Annotated in this window: 14 protein-coding genes; 7 read left to right on the top strand and 7 right to left on the bottom strand. The window is 72.4% G+C overall.

Annotated elements, in window-relative coordinates:
- Positions 1-34: 34 nt before the first annotated feature.
- From ABZ877_RS18005 to ABZ877_RS18015, 3 genes are all read right to left on the bottom strand, one after another.
- Positions 35-1,522 (bottom strand): DUF5719 family protein, encoded by a 1,488-nt coding sequence (locus ABZ877_RS18005; RefSeq protein WP_361071638.1) that lies wholly within the window; start codon positions 1,520-1,522, stop codon positions 35-37.
- Positions 1,519-5,310 carry a glycosyltransferase gene (locus ABZ877_RS18010; RefSeq protein ID WP_361071641.1) on the bottom strand — a complete coding sequence of 1,264 codons (3,792 nt, stop codon included), beginning with the start codon at positions 5,308-5,310 and terminating at the stop codon, positions 1,519-1,521. The genes ABZ877_RS18005 and ABZ877_RS18010 overlap by 4 nt, the downstream gene beginning before the upstream one ends.
- A gap of 214 nt (positions 5,311-5,524) precedes the next feature.
- Positions 5,525-5,788, bottom strand: coding sequence for a WhiB family transcriptional regulator (locus tag ABZ877_RS18015; protein WP_266605256.1), 264 nt, complete (start codon positions 5,786-5,788; stop codon positions 5,525-5,527).
- Between the two features lie 705 nt (positions 5,789-6,493).
- Here ABZ877_RS18015 and ABZ877_RS18020 point away from each other — a divergent pair.
- From ABZ877_RS18020 to ABZ877_RS18030, 3 genes are read left to right on the top strand one after another with little or no spacing between them, the layout of a single operon-like run.
- On the top strand, positions 6,494-6,991 hold the full coding sequence (locus ABZ877_RS18020) for a cysteine dioxygenase family protein (RefSeq protein ID WP_361071645.1): 498 nt from the start codon (positions 6,494-6,496) through the stop codon (positions 6,989-6,991).
- Positions 6,992-7,034: 43 nt separating this feature from the next.
- Positions 7,035-8,006 carry a 2-phospho-L-lactate transferase gene (gene cofD, locus ABZ877_RS18025; RefSeq protein WP_361071647.1) on the top strand — a complete coding sequence of 324 codons (972 nt, stop codon included), beginning with the start codon at positions 7,035-7,037 and terminating at the stop codon, positions 8,004-8,006.
- Positions 8,003-9,328, top strand: coding sequence for a coenzyme F420-0:L-glutamate ligase (locus tag ABZ877_RS18030; protein ID WP_361071650.1), 1,326 nt, complete (start codon positions 8,003-8,005; stop codon positions 9,326-9,328). The genes cofD and ABZ877_RS18030 overlap by 4 nt, the downstream gene beginning before the upstream one ends.
- Before the next feature lie 154 nt (positions 9,329-9,482).
- On the opposite strand, the gene ABZ877_RS18035 is transcribed toward ABZ877_RS18030, so the two are convergent.
- The 3 genes from ABZ877_RS18035 to ABZ877_RS18045 form a co-directional block, all read right to left on the bottom strand.
- The gene (locus ABZ877_RS18035) at positions 9,483-10,529 is read right to left on the bottom strand and encodes a DNA-3-methyladenine glycosylase 2 family protein (protein WP_361071653.1); all 1,047 of its coding nucleotides are present in this window, start codon (positions 10,527-10,529) and stop codon (positions 9,483-9,485) included.
- Positions 10,530-10,810: 281 nt separating this feature from the next.
- Positions 10,811-11,893 (bottom strand): NDP-sugar synthase, encoded by a 1,083-nt coding sequence (locus ABZ877_RS18040; RefSeq protein WP_361071655.1) that lies wholly within the window; start codon positions 11,891-11,893, stop codon positions 10,811-10,813.
- A gap of 89 nt (positions 11,894-11,982) precedes the next feature.
- Positions 11,983-13,290 carry a peptidoglycan recognition protein gene (locus ABZ877_RS18045; protein ID WP_361071658.1) on the bottom strand — a complete coding sequence of 436 codons (1,308 nt, stop codon included), beginning with the start codon at positions 13,288-13,290 and terminating at the stop codon, positions 11,983-11,985.
- Between the two features lie 836 nt (positions 13,291-14,126).
- Between ABZ877_RS18045 and ABZ877_RS18050 the strand changes: the two genes are divergently transcribed.
- From ABZ877_RS18050 to ABZ877_RS18065, 4 genes are all read left to right on the top strand, one after another.
- Positions 14,127-14,882, top strand: coding sequence for a TIGR03089 family protein (locus ABZ877_RS18050; protein WP_361071661.1), 756 nt, complete (start codon positions 14,127-14,129; stop codon positions 14,880-14,882).
- Between the two features lie 96 nt (positions 14,883-14,978).
- Positions 14,979-16,130, top strand: a complete 1,152-nt coding sequence (locus tag ABZ877_RS18055) for an LCP family protein (RefSeq protein ID WP_361071664.1) — start codon at positions 14,979-14,981, stop codon at positions 16,128-16,130.
- A 259-nt stretch (positions 16,131-16,389) separates the two neighbouring features.
- On the top strand, positions 16,390-18,090 hold the full coding sequence (locus ABZ877_RS18060; protein ID WP_361071667.1) for an LCP family protein: 1,701 nt from the start codon (positions 16,390-16,392) through the stop codon (positions 18,088-18,090).
- A gap of 235 nt (positions 18,091-18,325) precedes the next feature.
- Entirely contained in the window at positions 18,326-19,837 is a 1,512-nt protein-coding gene (locus tag ABZ877_RS18065; protein ID WP_361072086.1) for an LCP family protein, read from the top strand.
- Positions 19,838-19,852: 15 nt separating this feature from the next.
- Here the strand turns inward: ABZ877_RS18065 and ABZ877_RS18070 are convergent, their stop codons facing one another.
- Positions 19,853-20,890: a glycosyltransferase family 2 protein gene (locus tag ABZ877_RS18070; RefSeq protein ID WP_361071670.1), complete on the bottom strand. Its 1,038-nt coding sequence runs from the start codon at positions 20,888-20,890 to the stop codon at positions 19,853-19,855.
- Between the last annotated feature and the right edge of the window lie 78 nt (positions 20,891-20,968).

The raw sequence follows: 20,968 nt of genomic DNA on the forward strand, positions 1-20,968 counted from the left end.
TGCCGGAGCAGCAGCGGAAAGGGCCCGCGCGGAGCTACTTCTGCAGGATCGACAGGTCCTCGCCGGAGTCCGGCACCGACACCGTCCCCCGGTCGTCGGGGAGCGTCTGGACGGTGAACGCCGGGACGCCCTCCCGCCTCTCCTCCAGCATGCGCGAGCCGTAGACCTTGCCGCCCGACACCGGCTCCACCGTGAGCGCGTACGAGCCCTTCAGGCCGCTCGGCACCGGCGCCGGGACCGACAGCGTGGTACCGGCCTTGACCGTGTACTCCTTGCTGGTCGCGGTGCCGCCGTCGGTCCCGGCGGACGCGGTGACCTTCACCGTGCCGGTGGCGGCGGGCGCGGTCAGGGCGAGCGTGGAGCCCTTGGCGCGGTTGTCGGCGACCGTGGCGCGGGCGCCGATGTCGCGCGTGGCGGGGATGAACGCGGTCTCCTGCTTCGTCCCCTTGCCGCGTACGACGCGCAGCGCGGCCACAACCGGCACGGAGCCGTCGGTCGGCGTCAGGAGCAGGGAGCCCGCGTCGCCGCGCGTGACCGCCCCGAGGTCGACGGCGGCCGTCATGCCGGACTTCACGTGCAGGGTGTCGTTCCCCGCGGGCGCGATCCTGCCCGTGGAGGTCGCGAGCTGGATCTTCAGGTCGGCGTCGTCCTGGCCCGGCGCGAAGGCGACCAGGCGCACACTCGTGGCGTCCTTCGGGATGCCGGGCAGGACCAGGGAGGCCGCCGGGTCGGCGGCGGCGGGCAGCCAGTCGCCGCCGAGCTTGTCGTCGGCGGCCGACACGGCGGCGGCGATCCGGCCGCTGCGCGCGGTCACGTGCAGGGTCAGGTCGTCGTACGGCTTGTCGGTCAGCGTCGACAGCAGCACCGGGACACTGGCGTGCGGCCCGACCTGGATGCCCTCGCCGACCTCGGACTTCACGGTGCCGTCGGGCCCGTAGAGCTGGACGTCGACGACGGCGGCCTCGTCGTCCGGGTTGGTGAGGTGGATGTAGTCGCTGCGGTCCTTCGCGGTGCTCGCGCCGGGGAAGTAGAAGTCGGTGTCCGGGGCGGAGCAGGTGAGACCGGCGAGGCCGCGGCCCGTGCCGGCGGCGACCTCGGTGGTCTGCTGCACGGTCCAGCCGGGCGCGAGGGCGCCGTCGGCGGTGCCGAGCACGGCGGGCGCGTCGGCGCCGGACGCCTCACCGGCGGCGGGCGTGCCGGGCTCCTTCGGCACGGCGACGTCCTCGGGCTGCTTCGCCTTGCCCTTGCCGCTGCCCGAGCCGCTCTCGGCGGGTACGAGCCGCGCCTTGCCCGCCTTGTCGCCGCTGCCCTCGGAGGGCGGCGTGTACGAGGTGTAGGCGGTCTCCGCGAGGTCGGACAGGCCCGGCGACGGGCACAGCACGCTGGAGCGCTCGACGGGCAGCCGCGCGGCCGTCTTCGCGGGAGCGTCGCCGTCCGCGCCGCCGGACGTCGTGGCGGCGAACCCGGTGACGGCGGCCAGGGCCGTCACCGCGGCGATCAGGGACAGAGTCGTGCGGTTCACTGCTGGCTCCCGTCGGGGCGCTCACTGTCTGCACCGTGGCCGTGGCCGGAGCGGTGGTCATGGCCATTGCCGGTGCCGTGGCCGTGCTGCTCGTACGTGGGGTCGTACTGCCCTTGCGCGTCGTACGTGCCCCCGTAGGCGTACGGGTCGTACTGGCCCGCCTGGTAGGGATCCGCCTGATAGGGGTCCGCCTCGTAGGAGCCGGCCTGGTAGTCGGCGTCGGGGTAGGCGGCGCCCGACTGCGGGTCGTAGCCGTAGCCGCCCTGGTACTGCTGCTGGTCGTCCGGCGTGTACGTGCCGTACGCGCCGCCCGCGTGCGCGGGCTGCTCCCAGTCGTCGTACGGCTGCTGCCCCGGGATGTCCGCGTCCTGGGCGGCGTCGCCGCCGGGGCGCTCCGCGCCTTGCCCGGCAGCGCCCTGCTCGGCGGCGGCGGTCTGCTCGGCGGCGGCCTGTTCGGCCTCCGCCTGGGCGCGCAGGCGGCGCGCCCTGCGGCCGTCGCCAGAGGCGTCCTGGGCGGGCAGGACCGGCTCCTCCGGGAGGTCGTCGTCGACGTCCTTGCGGCGGCCGGGCAGCGCGAGCACCACGAGGACGAGGGCGAGCGCGCCCTGCGCCCACAGCCAGGCGGTGTGCGTGAACGGCGCGTCGTAGGTGACGTCCAGGGTGCCGCCCGAGGCGGGCAGTTCGAAGCCCTGTGCCCAGCCGTCGACCGTGGTCTTCGTCAGGGGCTTGCCGTCGAGCGTGGCGGTCCAGCCCTCGGCGGCCTGGTCGGCGAGGCGGAGGACGCGTCCCTCGCCGCCGCCGGGCAGCTCGGTGTGCAGGTCGACCGGGCCCGCGGCGAGCGGCTTGGCCTGCTCGGCGGTCGGCCCGGTGTCGGCCGTGGGCAGGACGACCGCGCGGGCCACCTGCCGGTCGACGCGCCACAGGGCGGTGCCGTCCTGCTGGCTGAGCCGGGTCAGACCGGGGGTCGCGTCCAGGACGCGGCTCATCTGGCGCGGCGCCCCGTCCCGTACGAGGACGTAGCGGACGGCGAAGCCGCCGAGCTGGTCGGCCTGGTCGGCGCCGGAGCCCGCGACCAGGTTGGCGACGACCTTGTCGAGTTTCTTGTTCTCGCCCGCGGCGGCGGTCAGCTCGCCGTCGCCGAGGCGCGCGCCCGCACCTCGGACGAGCGCGTAGGAGACCTGGCCCGTGGAGCCGGCGAGGACGAGGGTGCGGGCCTGGTCGCGCGTACCGGCCTCCTCGGCGACGAAGGCGGGGACCTGCACCGGGTCGCGGCGCTCCAGAGGCCCGTCGGCACCGGCGATCATCCAGCCCGCGGCGAGCAGCAAGGGGCCCGCCGCCGCGGCGAACGCGACGAGGGCGGCGACCGGCTGGCGCCAGCCGAAGCTCTGCTCGGCCACGCGCGAGCGCGCGCCGTCGGCGCCGAGCGCGGCGGCGGCCAGGAGCGCGAGCCCGTAGACGAGGGTGGCGGGACCGGCCCACGCCGACTGGTTCGACAGGACGGCGAAGACCAGGGCCACGAGGGCGACGGTCCAGGCGGTGAGGACCGCGAGGCGGCGCTCCTGGCGCAGCAGTGCGCCGAGCGCGGCGAGGACGATGCCGATGAGCAGCAGGCTGCCGGTGGTGCCGGGGCCGCCGGGCGAGGCGCCGAGGAGGCTGAGCGCGGTGCCGGTGGACTCCCCGTACGGCAGTCCCGCCTCCTTGAAGAAGCCGAACGGCAGCAGCGTCAGCGACCAGGGCGCGAGCAGCAGCAGGGGCGTGCCGAGAGCGGCCAGGAAGCGCGGCCCGTACGCGGTGATCTCGCGGCGGCGCAGGACGAGGAGCGCGAGGCCGAGGACGAGGGCGATCGGCCAGACGATGGGCGTGAAGGCCGTCGTGATGGTCAGCAGGAGGGCGTACGCCCAGGTGGCGCGCCAACTGCCGCGCGCGCCCTTGTCGTTCATGAGGCCCGCCGCGGACGCCCCCGCGCGCGCGATGAGCGGCAGCAGGATGACGAGCACCGAGGTGCCGATGCGGCCGCCCGCGAGGGCGCCGGTGGCGGCGGGCAGGAAGGCGTAGGCGACGGCCGCCCACGCGCGCAGGAGCCGGGACTGGACGAGCCGCCTGGAGGCGAAGTACGCGGTGAACCCGGCGAGCGGCACCGAGCCGACGAGCAGCACGGTGACGGCGAGCCCCGTGGAGCCGAGGAGCAGGGTGGAGAGCGCGGCGACGACGGCGAGGTACGGGGGCGCCGCCCCGACGGACCCGGTGCTGGTGGCGTGCCAGGCGTCGAGGTAGCGGGACCACAGGTCGGAGGCGGCGCCGGGCGCGGGCAGCAGGGCGCCGCCCGCGAGCGCGCCGCTGCCGAGGAGGGCGCGGCAGGCGAGGAGGGAGACGAACAGGAGCACCACGAAGAGCATCGGCCCGGGGTTGCGGGCGACGCGCTTGAGCCGGGCGAACTGCTCGACCTGGATGAAGTCCGCGTCGTCGTCGCCGGGCCCGGACTCGAGCCCGCCGCCGCCGTGGCGTCCCGCGGTGGAGGTCTCGGGGTCGGCGCCGTCGAAGAGGTTCCCGGCGATCTGTTCGACGGTGAGCCGCACGGTCGCGCCGGGCGGCGGGAACAGGGGCCGCAGCTCCTTGGCGTCGACCACGCCCTTGCCGCGCTGCCGTCGCCCGGCGAGGATCCGCCCGGGCCGCAGCAGCGTCGCCATGAGACCGGTGATCTCGTCGAACGCCTGCCCGGGCACCTTGCCGACGAGGTACGCGACCGTGCGCAGCAGGGTGCCGAGCACGAGCCGGATCAGGACCCAGGGCAGCACCGCACCGCGCGCGTTGACGAGCAGGGTGTACACCGCACCGGCCTTGTCGACCTTGTGCGGCGACGAGGCCGTGCGGCCGACGCAGTCGACGGTGCGGCGCTCGCGCGAGGACGCCTCGGCGTGCCGCACGACGGCCTCGGGGGCGACGACGACGCGGTGGCCCGCCACCTGGGCGCGCCAGCACAGGTCGACGTCGTCCCGCATCAGCGGGAGCCTGCGGTCGAAGCCGCCGAGCTCCTCGAAGACGTCGCGCCGGATCAGCATGCCGGCGGTGGAGACGGACAGGACGGGCCGTACGTGGTCGTGCTGGCCCTGGTCCTGCTCGCGGCGGTCGAGGCCGGTCCAGCGGCGCCCGGAGTTGGCGATGGAGACGCCGACCTCCAGGAGCTGCCTGCGGTCGTACCAGCCGCGCAGCTTGGGGCCGACGATCGCGACGTCGGAGCCGGCCTCGCGCTCCATCTCGACGACGCGCAGCATCTGGGCGAGCGCGTCGGGCTCGGGCGCGCAGTCGTCGTGCAGCAGCCACAGCCACTGCTCGGGCTCGCCGTGCGGCAGCTCGGGCAGCTCGTAGGCGTCGTCGCGCCACTGGCGGGTGACGGGGTCCCAGCCGCTCGGCCGCTTCAGGTAGGGCAGCTCCTCCTGGGTGAGCACCCCGGCGCCGCGCACGGCCTCCTCGACGGCCTGGCCGAAGCCGGTGCGGCGCGCGAGGTGCAGGACGCGCTCGTCACCGAGGGCGCCCGCGACCAGGGCCGCGGAGTCGTCCGCGCTGCCCGTGTCGGCCGCCACCGCGTTCTGCACGGGGCGCTCCTGGCCGAGCAGGCCCGACAGGACCGCCGGCAGCCAGCGGGCGCCGTCGTGCGAGACGAGGACGGCGGTGACGACATGGCGGGGGAACTCGGGGGCGCCGCTCGGGTCGAGCCCTGTGGCGTGCCCCGGGTTGAACGTGGCGGCGGCAGTACCGAACTGGTCTGCCGTATGGCTGTGCACGGACATCGAGGTACGGGCCCCGGTTCGCTGGACTGTGGTGGACGCCTGTGTCCGCTGGGAACACGGTGGCGTCTCGGACGGGGCCCCACACTAACGGCTGACAACAGAGGCGACCCGCCGCCTGTGGACAACCACAAGGGACGGGCCGTACGTACGGCACATTACGTACCGCGCGATGAGCGGGCCTGACGGTGCGTCAGGCGGCGCGTGGAGCAAGGGCTCAGACGGCGGCCTTCTTCAGCCGCCGGCGCTCGCGCTCGGACAGGCCGCCCCAGATGCCGAACCGCTCGTCGTTGGCGAGTGCGTACTCGAGGCACTCGGAGCGGACCTCGCAGGCGAGGCAGACCTTCTTGGCCTCTCTGGTGGAACCGCCCTTCTCGGGGAAGAAGGACTCGGGGTCGGTCTGGGCGCACAGCGCGCGCTCCTGCCAGCCGAGTTCGTCTTCCGCGTCCTCGACCAGCAGATCCTGAAACGACTCGGTCATAGTGCGCCCCTCGTCTGTCCGTGCGTCCCCGTGATGTTGCCGTTACCGAAACCGGCTGAACGACACGAGTGAAATTACAAGTGTGCCGATCCGGGGCAGTCAAGCCGCGATCTGCTATTGGGCCCCTTATTCACTCTGCGGAACCAAGGCTATGCGGAAAGTGTTCAAATCGGCAAAAACCGGAACACACTCCAGCGCCCCATGCGGGCTCCCCAGGAGACCCACGTGGATGCCCTACCCCGTGCAAACCACTACATGGGGGGACGCCGCGAAGTTTGATCTCGTTCCGGCACGCCCGCAGAAGCGAACCGGATCACATTCGGATCACAGGATCGCAACGGCGTTTGCGTGCCGGGCTGCTGCGCCATATGTCCGGTCAAGGGGGTGCACAAACCTTTCGCCTTTCCGGGATCCCGGATGAGGTGAAACATTTCTCGCCATCCGGACATTGAGTTGACAGCGCGGGCATGAACCGGTGTGCTGGTGGGCATGCTCGCGAACTTGGCACTGTCGACGTCGACCCGCACCGCCGGGTCCGTCTCGACTGCCCGCGCGCACTGTTGCTGTTCGAGCTGTTGAGTCGTTGAGCCGCTGAGCTCCGACCACCGCCACCGCACCATCCGCCCTCACCGGCACCTTCTCCTCCCCTGTACGGCTCTGCGCCCCCGCCCGGGCACCCCGCACCCTCCCGAGGACCCCACACCGATGAACAGCGACAGCGACCTCCAGATCGCCGGCGACATCCTCGAAGTACCGCACCTGCTGCTGCCCGCCCGGGAACACCCCGAGACCGTCGCCGAGTTCGCCGGGCTCGCCCGCGCCGTCGCCGCCGACCGGGCGCAATGGGCCCACCTCGTCGAGTACGACGCCACGAGCCGCTGGTACCACCGGCTGCGCACGGGCCCCGGCTACGAGGTGTGGCTGCTGTCCTGGGTGCCGGGACAGGGCAGCGGCATGCACGACCACGGCCCCTCGTCGGGCGTCCTGACGCTGCTCGAAGGGGAGCTGACGGAGCGTACGGAGAAGGGCGCTTTCCGGACTCTGCGCGCGGGCGCGCAGCGGGTGTTCGCGCCGGGGTACGCCCACGAGGTCGTCAACGACTCCCTCGAACCCGCCGTCAGCCTGCACGTCTACTACCCGGGCCTGACCGAGATGCCGTCGCACTCCCCCACGTGCACCACGGCGCGGCACGTCGCTGTCTGACACCCGCTGCCACGATGTCGTACCTGCCTGCGATGCTGGGGCCATGCGCATTGTGGTTCTGGCAGGCGGCATCGGTGGTGCCCGTTTCCTTCGCGGTCTGAAGCAGGCGGCTCCGGACGACGCGGTCATCACGGTCATCGGCAACACCGGGGACGACATCCACCTCTTCGGCCTGAAGGTCTGTCCGGACCTCGACACGGTGATGTACACCCTCGGCGGCGGTATCAACGAGGAGCAGGGCTGGGGGCGGACCGACGAGACCTTCCACGTCAAGGAGGAGCTCGCGGCGTACGGGGTCGGACCCGAGTGGTTCGGCCTCGGCGACCGGGACTTCGCCACGCACATCGTCCGTACGCAGATGCTCGCCGCCGGCTACCCGCTCAGCGCGGTCACCGAGGCGCTGTGCGAGCGGTGGAAGCCCGGCGTGCGGCTGATCCCCATGTCCGACGACCGCGTCGAGACGCACGTCGCCGTCGACATCGACGGGGAGCGCAAGGCCGTCCACTTCCAGGAGTACTGGGTGAAGCTGCGGGCCTCCGTCGACGCGCAGGCCGTCGTGCCGGTCGGCGCCGAGCAGGCCAAGCCCGCACCCGGCGTCCTGGAGGCCATCGCCGAGGCCGACGTCATCCTCTTCCCGCCGTCCAACCCCGTCGTCAGCGTCGGGACCATCCTCGCCGTGCCCGGCATCCGGGAGGCCATCGCGGAGGCGGGCGTACCCGTCGTCGGCCTCTCCCCGATCATCGGGGACGCGCCGGTACGCGGCATGGCCGACAAGGTGCTCGCCGCGGTGGGCGTCGAGTCCAACGCCGCCGCGGTAGCCGAGCACTACGGGTCCGGGCTGCTCGACGGATGGCTCGTCGACACCGTGGACGCCGGGGTCGTGGAGCGCGTCGGGGCCGCCGGGATCCGGTGCCGCGCCGTGCCGCTGCTCATGACGGACCCGGAGGAGGGGACGGCCGCGGCGGCGATGGCGCGGGAGGCCCTGCGGCTGGCGGAGGAGGTGCGGGTCGCGTGAGCTCTGCCCCCGGACCTGCCGTTCCGCCGTCCTTCCGGGTGTGGGCCGTCCCCGGGATTCCCGAGGTCAAGGAGGGGGACGATCTCGCCAAGCTGATCGTCGCCGCCGAACCCTCGCTCGCCGACGGGGACGTGCTGCTCGTCACCTCCAAGATCGTCAGCAAGGCGGAGGGGCGGATCGTCCGCGCCGACGACCGTGAGGCCGCGATCGACGCCGAGACCGTCCGCGTCGTCGCCCGGCGCGGACCGCTGCGCATTGTCGAGAACAAGCTGGGCCTGGTCATGGCCGCGGCCGGCGTCGACGCGTCCAACACCCCGGCCGGGACCGTGCTCCTGCTGCCCGAGGACCCCGACGCCTCCGCCGCCGCGATCCGGGACGGGGTGCGGGACGCACTCGGCGTCGAGGTCGGCGTCATCGTCACCGACACCTTCGGCCGCCCCTGGCGCAACGGGCTGACCGACGTCGCCATCGGCGCCGCGGGCGTCCGCGTGCTCGACGACCTGCGCGGAGGCGTCGACGCGTACGGCAATCCGCTCAGCGCGACCGTGGTGGCGGTCGCGGACGAGCTGGCCGCCGCCGGGGACCTCGTCAAGGGGAAGGCCGGGGGGCTGCCGGTCGCTGTCGTGCGCGGCCTGAGCGGCGTGGTGACCGCGCGTGAGCAGGGCGGTTCCGCGCGGGAGCTGGTCCGGGTCGCCCGTGACGACATGTTCCGGCTCGGGACCTCCGAGGCCGTACGGGAAGCCGTCACCCAGCGGCGCACCGTGCGGGCCTTCACCGACGAGCCCGTCGACCCCGGGGCCGTGCGGCGCGCCGTCGCCGCCGCCGTCACCGCGCCCGCGCCGCACCACACGACACCGTGGCGGTTCGTCCTCCTGGAGTCCGAGGAGTCACGGGTCCGGCTGCTCGACGCGATGCGGGACGCGTGGATCGCCGACCTGCGGCGCGACGGCAAGAGCGAGGAGTCCATCGCGCGGCGCGTCCGGCGCGGGGACGTGCTCCGCAACGCGCCCTATCTGGTCGTGCCCTGCCTCGTCATGGACGGGTCGCACACGTACGGGGACGCGCGGCGGGACGCGGCCGAGCGCGAGATGTTCGTCGTCGCCGCCGGGGCGGGCGTGCAGAACTTTTTGGTGGCGCTGGCCGGGGAGCGGCTCGGGTCGGCGTGGGTGTCGTCCACCATGTTCTGCCGCGATGTCGTACGGGACGTGCTCGCGCTGCCCGCGGAGTGGGATCCGATGGGGGCCGTCGCGGTGGGCCATGCGGCGGGGGCTCCGCCGGTGCGGGGGGCTCGGGTTGTCTCGGACTTTGTGGAGGTGCGGTAGGGGGCCGGTGCGGTGGGGGTGGTGCGGCAGGGGGCCGGTGCGGTGGGGGTGGTGCGGTAGGGGTGGTGCGGTTGTTGCGCAGTGGTTCGGGTTGCGGTGCGGTGTAGGTGCGGTGCGTGGGATGCGTGCGGGGTGTGGGGTTCTTACGGGGGCTTCACCACTGCGCGATGTCGACCTTGCGCATCTTCGGCTGTCTGCGGGGCGGGGCCACGCCCGACAAGAGGATCAGGCGGGCCGCCCTGTGGCGCTGGCCCGCGTACGGGGAGAGCAGTTCCAGCATCTCCTCGTCCGTCGCGTCCCGGTTGCCCGCGAGCGCGTAGCCGACGGTGTGCGGGAGGTGCAGGTCGCCCGTCGTGACCTCGTCGGGGGCGCCGTTCGTGCGCTGGATCGTCTCCGCCGACGTCCACGGGCCGATGCCCGGGACCAGTTCGAGGCGGGCACGGGCCTGTACGGGCTCCATGGCCGCCGCCTCCTCCAGGCGGCGGGCCACCCGGGCCGCGCGGATGATCGTCGACGCGCGCTTGTTGTCGACGCCCGCCCTGTGCCACTCCCAGGACGGGATCAGCGTCCATGCACGGGCGTCGGGCATGACCCGCATCCGCAGCTCCTGCCCCGCCGGGCCCGGGGCCGGTTCGCCGTGCCGGTGCAGCAGCAGACGCCAGGCGCGGTACGCCTCGTCCGCCGTGATCTTCTGCTCCAGGATCGACGGGATCAGGGTCTCCAGGACCAGACCCGTCCGGGTCAGCCGCAGGCCGACGCGGCGACGGGCCGACTCGGCCACCAGGCGGTGGCGCGGCTCGAACGGGGTCGGGTCGTCCAGCTCACCCAAGAGTGCGGGGAGTTGATCCAGGAACCACTCCGCTCCCGGGCCCCACGCCTGCGCCTCCACGGTGCCGCCGCGCTCCCTCAGCCGTAGCGTGCCGGGGCCCTGCGGGGTGCGGCACGACCGCCACACCGCGCCGTCCGGCGTCGTACGGAAGGTGGGGTCGCCGGGGCCGCGGCGCAGGGGGCCGAGGGTCAGGCCGAGGTGGAGGGGGGCCGGGGGTGTGTAGGTGCGGGTGGCGGCCGGTGCCGTGGTGGGGGTGGTCTCGGGTGCGGGTTCGCATGCGGGTGCGGGTGCGGGTACGCGGGTCTCGCCGGCCCGCACGGTGGCGCGGGTCAGCGGGGTCCGCGTACGCGGGGTGTATCGGCGGCCTGCCACGGGGGTCCTCGGGTGGGGCGGGTGTAGCCCTACGAGGGTAGGGGGTTTTCGGCCGCTCCGGGGTCGGTAAGGGGCGGAGGTCCGTCACACGGACCGGACCTCCCGGGGTGGCGGCACGGGCGTCACTGAGGGGCGGGAGAGCTTCCGGGCGCTCCGGGAACGGTTGAGGGTCGGGCACCGTCACACCGTCCGGGCCTCCCGGGGGCGGCGCGGGCGTCATCGGAGCGAGGGGAGCCTGGCTTCGGTGCATCGGCCGGGTCCCGGGAGGTTCGGGCGCGGTGTCACTGGTCCGAGGAGAAGCGGACCGAGGCTGCGGGGAGGTGGGCCTCGCACCAGATGCGGACGCCTGTCTGGAGTTCGTTGTCGGCGCCCACGTGGGCGCCGTCGCCCACCACCGCGCCCGTCACGATCGTCCGGGCGCCCACGCGCGCGTGCCGGCCGATCAGGGAGTCCGTGATCACCGCGCCCGGTTCGATCACCGCTCCGTCCAGGACCGTCGAGCCGAACACGCGCGCGCCCTCACCGATCCGCGCGCCCTCCCCCACGACCGTGCCGCCCGTCAGCTTCGCGTCCGGCGCGACCGTCGCCGTCGGCAGGACCAGGCTGTCGCCGCAGCGGCCCGGCACCGCCGGGGACGGGGCGCGGCCCAGGACCAGGTCGGCCGAGCCGCGCACGAACGCGGCCGGGGTGCCGAGGTCCAGCCAGTACGTCGAGTCGACCATGCCCTGGAGGTGCGCCCCCTCCGCGAGCAGGCCCGGGAACGTCTCGCGCTCCACCGAGACCGGGCGGCCCGTCGGGATCGTGTCGATCACCGAGCGGCGGAACACGTACGCGCCCGCGTTGATCTGGTCCGTCACGATCTCTTCCGGCGTCTGCGGCTTCTCCAGGAACGCCGTCACGCGGCCCGTCGCGTCCGTCGGGACCAGGCCGTACGCCCTCGGGTCCTCCACGCGGGAGAGGTGCAGGGAGACGTCCGCGCCGGTCGACTCGTGCTCCTGGACCAGGGCGCCGATGTCCAGGCCCGTCAGGATGTCGCCGTTGAAGATCAGGACGGGCTCGTCGGGGCCCGAGCGGAGGCGCTCGGCCACGTTGCGGATGGCTCCGCCCGTGCCCAGGGGTTCGACCTCGGTGACGTACTCCAGTTCCAGGCCGAGGCGGGAGCCGTCCCCGAAGTACGGCTCGAACACCTCCGCCAGGTACGACGTGGCCAGCACGATGTGGTCGACGCCAGCCGCCTTCGCCCGCGCCAGTTGGTGCGTGAGGAACGGCACGCCCGCCGCCGGGACCATCGGCTTCGGTGTGTTCACCGTGAGCGGGCGCAGTCTCGTGCCCTTGCCGCCGACCAGGAGGATCGCTTCTGTCACCTGTCGTCTCTGCTTCCTGCTGGGGCCGGCCGAACTGTCTTTCGGCCGGCCAGTGTATGCAGACCGTGTCGCGCCCCGGCCGGCCGGCGTCAGCGGCCCTGGAGGCGGGCCGCGCTGCCGCGGACCGTGCCGAGCTTTTTGTAGAGACGGCTCCCCGGGCATTCGGTTGCGTAGCCGTCCCGGTGACCGGAGATCACGTGCAGTCGCACATTCTTTCCCTTGGCGTAGAGGTTGCCACCGCCCGACTTGAGAGAGGTCGTCCCCGCCGGGTTCGCGCCGGACAGGCCGAGCTTCCACGCGGTGAGCTTCGCGAGAGCGGTCGACACGGCCGCGGGTGGGGTTGCGCTGTCGTACGAGCCCAGGACCGCGATGCCCGTGCTGTTCGAGTTGAAGCCGAGGGTGTGGGCGCCCATGACCGGCTTCGTGACGCCGCCCGCCCTGCCCTCGTAGATGCGGCCGCACTTGTCGACGAGGAAGTTGTAGCCGATGTCCCGCCAGCCACTGCTCTTCACGTGGTAGCGGTAGATACTGCGGATGACTGAAGGGGCCTGTGCGCAGGTGTAGTTGTTGCCGGTCGCGCTGTGGTGCACGAAGGCGACCTTCACCGTCTTCGTGTAGCCGAGCTTCTTCTCACGCAGCTTCTCGTCTGCGCCCCAGCCCTTGCGGGTGATGATCTCGGGGCGGGGGGCGGTGTGGGTGGTTGTCTGGGGGGCCTTGGGGGTGGTGGGGGTGGTGGGGGTGGTGGGTGTGGGGGTGTCTTCGGGGGCGGGGGTCTGCGGGGTTTCGGGGGTGGGGGTTTGGGCCTTGGGGGGTGTGTTCGTTTGCGGGGCGGAAGCGGTGGGAGTGGTGGGGGTGGGCTGGGCGGGTTCCGGGCCTGGGTCCACCAGGTCCAGGCGGAGGCCCGTCGGGAGGGGTTCCGTGAGCGTGGTGCGGGTCTTGGCCGGGGTCTCGTCCTCCACCCGGACCTCTACGCCGTCGGAGTCGCCCACCCAGAGCGGGGCCGTCGAGCCGTGTGTGTGGCCTGCGGCGCGTTCGGGGGCGTCCGGGTCGGGGGCGTCGTCGGTGTGCGTCTCCAAGGTCTGCCAGGCCGACCAGGTGCTGGTGCCTGTGGCGCGGGTGCGGACCTGTACGCGGCCGTGCAGCTCGGCGCTCGGGTCGTCCCAGACGACGCCGACCAGGGAGAACGGGCGGACGTCGCGTTGCGGGAGGTGGGGGGTGGCACGGGGGGTCGCGGTCGGCGGGGTGAGGGGCAGGGACTGGGTGCTGCCCGCGAGCGCGTCCTGAGTCGCTGTCGTTGTCGATGTCGTTGATGGTGTGGCGTGCGACGGCAAGGACAGGGGGAGGGCCAGAGCGGCCGCGCAGGTGACGCCGATCGAGGAAGCAAGGAATGCACGCATGCCCACGATCGTGGGCATATCGGGGTGAATGGGCCAATGGAGCGTGCCATATGGGTGCCGTGGCCCGCCGGGGGTGACTGGGTATCAGGTCGGCCGGGGCACTGGGGCACATGCGGGCGTTGTAGGGCGCGGCCGGTTGGGACGGTGAGTCGGGGCCGGGTCGGGCGTGCATGCGAGGGCGCTGTAGGGCGCGGGTTCGTTGTGCGGTGGGGCGGCGGACGCGCGGGCGGACATGCGGGGGCGCGGTCGGTCGGGGCCGGGTCGGGCGTGCATGCGAGGGTCTGCAGGACGCGGCCGGTTGGCAAGGTGGGTCGGGGCCGGGTCAGGCGTGCATGCGAGGGCGCTGTAGGGCGCGGTCGGTTGGATGGTGGGGCGGGGCCGCGCCGGGGTACCTCCTCGGCCGGATAGGTCTGATCCCCCACGGTCCGCCAGAGGGCGGGTCACCCGGCGCGGGATTCCGGCGGTGTCCTGCGGGGGCACCCCGACACGTCCCCTCCCGTGGCGACGCGGGTGCACCCGGGTGGTCCCCCACCATGGGCAACCCGCCGCTCCCCGCACCTCCCACCCCCGGGCGCCCCGCGCCCCGCCTAGGGCAACCTGCCATCCACCACCCCCACCCCGGCCGCCCCCACCCCGCCTCGGGCAATCTGCCGCCCACCCCACCCCGGGCGCCCCGGCCCGCCCCGCCTTGGGCAATCTGCCGCCTGGGGCGGCAGGGTGGGCAAGGCGGCACCCCAGCGCCGGGCCACCGTGAGAGCAGGGCCCCGCAAGCGCCCCGCCCGCCCCGCCCGGCAGGGGACCCCCGTCTCGATCAACCCCGGCGATAAGCTGGCCCGGTGAATGTTGTCGCTCGGACTTCCGCTCAGCTTCTGCAGGACGCGCTCGCCGCCGACCCGGGGCGGCCGCTGGTGACCTTCTACGACGACGCCACCGGCGAACGCGTGGAGCTCTCCGTGGCGACCTTCGCCAACTGGGTGGCCAAGACCGCGAACCTGCTCCAGGGCGAGCTGAACGCCGAGCCCGGCGACCGCGTCACCCTGTTGCTGCCCGCGCACTGGCAGACCGCCGTGTGGCTGCTGGCCTGCTCGTCCGTGGGCGTCGTCGCCGATGTGCACGGTGACCCGGCCGCCGCCGATGTCGTCGTCAGCGGACCCGACACCCTCGACGCCGCCCGTGCCTGTTCCGGCGAGCGGATCGCCCTCGCCCTGCGCCCGCTGGGCGGACGGTTCCCGCAGACGCCCGAGGGGTTCGTGGACTACGCGGTGGAGGTGCCGTCGCAGGGTGACCGGTTCGCCCCCTTCGTCCCTGTGAGTCCGGACGAGCCCGCGCTCGCCGTCGCCGGTGCCGAGTGGACCGGCGCCGAGGTCGTGGCCAGGGCGAGCGCCGACGCGGCCGGGCTCGGGCTGACCGGTCCTGGTTCGCGGTTGTTGTCCGGGTTGCCGTACGACACCTGGGAAGGGCTGAGCGCCGGGCTCTTCTCGCCGTTGGCCACCGGCGGTTCCGTCGTTCTCTGCCGTCACCTGGACCGGCTCGATGACGACGCCCTCGCCAAGCGGGTGGAGAGCGAGCGCGTCACCGCCGTCGCCCGGTAGTCCGTTCGGCTCAGCTCCCCGGGTCGGGTGCCGCCGATGGGTCCATGGTCGTAGAGACGTACCCGCGTTCTCTACGTCGCCCGAGGGGGACCCCACGTGACCGACTCCGCCGCCGCGACCGGGCCGGGCGCCGGCTCCTCCCCGACCGGCGCCGGACGCTCCCGGCGGCGCAGGAGGTGGCTGCGGTGGTCGGCGGTCGTCGCGGCGCTGCTGGTGCTCGTGGCGGGCGGTACGGGCTGGATGGCGTACGAGAAGCTCAACGGGAACATCACCGAGGACTCCGACACGGCCGCCGAACTCGCCCGTTTCGAGAAGGAGCGGCCCAGTGTCCTGGTGGCGGGGGCCCAGAATCTCCTGCTCATCGGCTCCGACTCGCGGGCCGGGGAGAACGGCGCGTACGGGCGCAACGACGGCACGCAGCGGTCGGACACCACGATCCTTCTGCACGTGGCCGCGGATCGTGGAAGCGCCACCGCCGTCTCCTTCCCGCGCGACCTGATGGTGGACGTGCCCGGGTGCCGGGGTGGTGACGGTTCCCGTACCGAGCCGATGTTCGCCATGTTCAATTACGCCTTCGAGGTCGGCGGGACCGCTTGCACCATCCGTACGGTCGAGAAGATGACCGGGGTCCGGATCGACCATCACATGGTCGTCGACTTCCAGGGGTTCAAGAACATGGTCGACGCCGTGGACGGGGTCGAGGTCTGTCTCGACCGGCCGATCCGGGACGCCGACGCGCATCTGTCGCTGCCTGCCGGGCGGCAGGTTCTCGACGGGGAGCAGGCCCTCGGTTATGTCCGTGTCCGCAAGAGCCTCGGCAACGGCAGCGACACCGACCGGATGGACCGGCAGCAGCGGTTCCTCGGCGCCCTCGTCACCAAGGTGCAGAGCGACGGTGTGCTGCTCAATCCGACCAAGCTTTATCCCGTGCTCGACGCCGCCACGTCCTCGCTGACCACCGACCCCGGTCTCGCCAGTCTGCGCGGGCTCTACGACCTCGTACGCGGCATGCGGGGCATCCCCGCCGAGCGCATCCGGTTCCTGACCGTGCCCCGGCGCTCGTACGTCTACGACGCCAACCGCGACGAGCTGGTCCAGCCCGCCGCCGACCAGCTCTTCACCCAGTTGCGGACCGACTCCCCCGTCGCCGTCTACACGCACACGCCCGAGGACGCGCCCACCGGGAAGGAGGAGGGTGAGACGCCCACGTTCCACGGCAACATCGCCGACCGGAACGTGTGCGGATGAGGCGGCTCACCCGTCCCGGGTAAAGCGCGAGTCATCAACCGGCACACAGGTTCAAAGATATGCGCCGTAATGCCCGGTTGTAGGGGAGTGGAATTTGTCACCGTCGTCGCTCGACGCTGAACTGGACGGATAGTGTGAGCGATCCGGTGCACCCGGCCATGCTGTCCGGCGCGGTCGCGCACTGCTTATCGACTGACCGGGCGCCTGCTTGTGAGGGGGGCGAGGCGCCGCGTGGCCCCGACGGAGGATGCAAACAACCGTGGACGCGCAAGGCCGTGGGCGGGCTGAGGACATCGATCCCGCAGACCAGTGGGTGCTCAACCCTCAGACCGGTGATTACGAGCTGCGACTGACCCCTTCCACTGGGCAGTCGACGGTGCCCGGCCCGCGCCGCACCGCGCCGGCCGAGGGACGGCGCGAGCGGCGGGCGGCCCCGCCCGCCAAGGACGTGCCGCCGCAGCGCAGCAGGCGGCGCGAGCCGCAGCCGCCGCCCCCGGCCCCGAACCGGCGGCGGTCGAGGCCGAAGAAGAAGTCCACGGCGAAGAAGGTGCTGCTGTGGTCGTCCGGCAGCCTGGCGTTCGTCGTGCTCGCCGCGGCGGCGGGCGGCTACCTCTACTACCGCCACCTCGACGGCAACATCACCACGCAGGACGTCGTCGGCGCGAAGAATGGCTTCTCCAAGGACGAGGCGTTCAACATCCTCGTCATCGGCACGGACAAGCGCACCGGCAAGGGCAACGAGGGCTATGGCGACAAGGGCAGCGTCGGGCACGCCGACACCAATGTGCTGCTGCACGTCTCCAAGGACCGGTCGAACGCGACCGCGCTGAGCATCCCCCGCGACCTCATCGTGGACGTGCCGGACTGCGAGGTGAAGGACCCCGAGACCGGCGAGCTGAAGACGATCCCGGGCACGTCCAATGTCCGGTTCAACACGAGCCTGGGCCAGGACGGGCGCGACGCGGGCTGCACGATGAAGACCATCAAGGCGGTCACGGGCATCACCGTCGACCACTTCATGATGGCCGACTTCAACGCGGTGAAGACGCTGTCCAGCGCGGTCGGCGGTGTCGAGGTGTGCCTCGCCAAGGACGTCGACGACCCGGACTCCCACCTCAAGCTCGACGCGGGCACGCACAACCTGAAGGGTGAGGACGCGCTCGCCTTCCTGCGCACCCGGCACAGCTTCGGCAACCAGGGCGACCTGGACCGCATCAAGGTGCAGCAGCAGTTCCTGAGTTCGCTGGCGCGCAAGATGAGTTCGGGCGACACCCTCACCAGCCCGACGAAGCTGACGAGCCTCGCCGAGGCCGCGACCGAGGCACTCACCGTCGACAAGGGCATCGGCAGCCTGTCCAAGCTCAAGGACGTGGCCCTGGAGCTGAAGAAGGTGCCGACCAAGAACCTGACGTTCGTGACCACGCCGGTCGTCGACAACCCCGCCGAGAAGACGCCGGTCACCGTGGTGCTCAACCAGTCGGCCGCCCCCCAGGTCTTCGACGCCGTCAAGAACGACGTGTCGCTGACGGAGACGAAGAAGAAGCAGAAGGCCGCCGCCGACAGCAAGCTCAAGGGCCCCAAGTCCGCCGCCGGTGACGTCCGCGTCGACCTCTACAACGGCAGTGGCCAGACCGGTGCCGCGCAGGCGACCCTCACCTGGCTGCAGAACAGCGAGGGCGTCTCCAAGTCCAGCCAGATGGGCAACAAGCCCACCCAGGCGAAGACGACCCTCGAGTACTCGCCCGACCAGGCCGACCAGGCCCGCCGCCTCGCCGAGATCATGGGGCTGCCCGGTTCCGCCCTGAAGGAGGGGCAGAGCGAGAAGAACGACCAGGGGCTGCCCGCGATCGTGCTGATCCTCGGCAAGGACTTCAAGGGCGCGGGGACGCCCGTCAGCGGTGGTTCGGCGAAGGTCAGCGCCCCGAAAACGACCGCCGACAAGACTGTATGCGCCAAGTGACCAACCTAGGCCGCCCTTCAACTGTCTAACCATGTGACAGCGGGGCGGCCTAACCATGGCCATGGGCGGGGAGGCGGGGCAGGACATGGGGCGAAGTGGCGCGCACGGCGTGCGGACACGGTCACAGGCGCAGGAGGAGACGGCGGCGCACGCCGGTGAGCAGGGCCTGGGCGAGGAGGAAGGCGTGGCGGTGTCGGCGGCCGACGCCGGTGCCGAGCCGCCGGAACGCCCGCCCCTGGGGCACCGGCGCACGGGCGGGCGGCCCAGGAAGCGCAAGCACCGGATACTGCGCTGGACCGCGGGCGTCGTCGCGGTCGTGATCGTCGGTACGGCCGGTGCCGGTTACCTCTACTACCGCCATCTGAACGGCAACATCAAGACGGACAAGCTCAACCTGGGCGAGCACAAGGTCGCGGCGCCCACGCCGAACGCGGCGGGCCAGACCCCGTTGAACATCCTGCTCATCGGCTCCGACGCGCGCGACAACAAGGAGAACCAGAAGCTGGGCGGCGCCAAGGAGACCTTCGGCGGAACCCCGCTGGCCGACGTCCAGATGCTCGTACACCTGTCGGCCGACCGGACGAACATGTCGGTGGTCAGCATGCCGCGCGACACCCTGCTCCCCCTGCCCAAGTGCACCGACCCGAAGACCGGCAAGGAGTACGAGGCGACGGTCGGGCGGCGCATGACGAACGAGTCCCTGGGCCGCGGCGGGCCCGGCTGCACCGTCGCGACGTGGGAACAGCTGACACGTATCCACATCGACCACTTCATGATGGTCGACTTCTCCGGTGTGGTGTCGATGGCCGACGCGATCGGTGGCGTACCGGTCTGCGTCGACGCCAACATCCACTCCAAGGACAGCCAGGGCCACGGCTCGGGCCTGAAGCTGGAGAAGGGCACGCACTCGATCAAGGGCGTGCAGGCGCTGCAGTGGCTGCGCACGCGCTACGGCTTCGAGGACGGCAGCGACATCGCGCGCGCCAAGGCGCAGCACATGTACATGAACTCGATGGTGCGCGAGCTGCGCGAGAACGCCACGTTCTCCAACCCGGGCAAGCTGCGCACCCTCGCCGAGAAGGCGACCGAGGCGCTCCACGTCGACGAGGGCCTGGACACCGTCAAGAAGCTGTACGACCTGAGCAACGAGCTGAAGAAGCCGGAGCCGAGCCGTATCACCATGACGACGATGCCGTTCGTGTACGTGGGTGCGCGCGTCGCCCCCAAGGAGGGTGAGGCGGAGCAGTTGTTCCGGCTCATCCGGGACGACATCGCCCTGGACGGCAAGGACAGGAAGAAGCCCGCGAAGGAGGAGGTCTCGACGGACCCGGCCGCGCCGGACGGCAAGATCGCGGTGCAGGTGCGCAACGGGACGCGGACCAGCACGACGCCCGCGGCGCGCGGGCGCGCCTCCGAGGTGGCGCAGGTCCTTATCGGCAAGGGGTTCGCGCAGGCCGTGGCGGACCAGGGGCAGTCGCTCACCGAGGAGAAGACGATCATTCGCTTCCCGTCGGCCGACCTGGAGGGCGACGCCCAGCGGGTCGCCAAGTCCCTCGGCCTGCCGCTGAGTTCGGTGAAGAGGTCGACGGACGTCAACGGGGTGACGCTGACCGTCGGCGCGGACTGGCGGACCGGGACCGCGTACCCGAAGTCCGCAGCCGACGACAAGGCGCCGAAGTCGGACCAGACGCTCAACGGGGCCGACGACGGCGACTGCATGCACGTGAACCCGGCGTTCACCTGGTGAACGCCGGGCGGCCGGTCACTTGGCGGCGGGCTCGCTGTGCACCGTCGGGCGGCGTGAGGCGATGACCTTCCTGGCGAGCGACTTCGGGCTCGTCAGGAAGCCCCAGCCCCACGACATGTGCATGGTGGCGAGGGCTACGGGGATCTGCGCGCGCGCCTTCAGCGGCAGGCCCTTGCCGGCCGGGATCGAGCCCGCGACGATCGCCGCGACGTACCCGGCCGGGACGAGGAACGCCCACGGCGTCACGGCCGCGCCGACCACGAGGCCCGCCGCTATGGCGACGACGGCGGTCGGCGGGGCGAGGTAGCGCAGGTTGATGGAGCCCGCGTGGTAGCGGGCGACGACGTGGCGCCAGCGGCCGTAGTCCTTGTACTGCTTGGCCAGCGCCTTGACCGAAGGGCGCGGCCGGTACGCGACCTTCAGCTCGGGCGAGAACCAGATCTTGCCGCCCGCGTCCCGGATGCGGAAGTTCAGCTCCCAGTCCTGCGCGCGGATGAACTCCTCGTTGTACCCGCCCTGCCGCTCCAGGGCCTCGCGGCGGAAGACGCCGAGGTAGACCGTCTCGGCGGGCTGCGCGGTGCCGCCGGTGTGGAAGACCGCGTTGCCCACGCCGATCTTCGAGGTCATCGCGGCGGCGACGGCCTTCTCCCAGTCGTTGGTGCCCTGGGCGTGCATGATGCCGCCCACGTTCATCGCGCCGGTCTCCTCCAGGAGGCGGACGGCGGTCGCGATGTAGCCCTGGGAGAGCGCGGCGTGCCCGTCGACGCGGACGACGACCGGGTGGCGGGACGCCTTGATCGCGGCGTTCAGCGCGGCGGGGGTGCGGCCCGAGGGGTTGGGCACGGTGTGCACGCGCGGGTTCTCGGCGACCAACTGCGCGGCGATCTCGTCCGTCCGGTCGGTGGACGGGCCGAGGGCGAGCACGACCTCCATCTCGCCGTCGTACTCCTGCGCCAGGATCGCCTCGACGGCCTCCCGCAGGTGCCGCTCCTCGTTCAGGATCGGCATGATCACGGAGACGGCCGGAAGCTGGTTTCCAGAGTTCACGTTCATCCTTGGTGACGTTACCGCTAATGGGGGACACCGATGCGCGCCGCCCGGCCCGCTGCCGCGGTCCGGAGATCGTATCGG

The sequence above is a fragment of the Streptomyces sp. NPDC046939 genome (genome assembly GCF_040644575.1).
Taxonomy (GTDB): domain Bacteria; phylum Actinomycetota; class Actinomycetes; order Streptomycetales; family Streptomycetaceae; genus Streptomyces.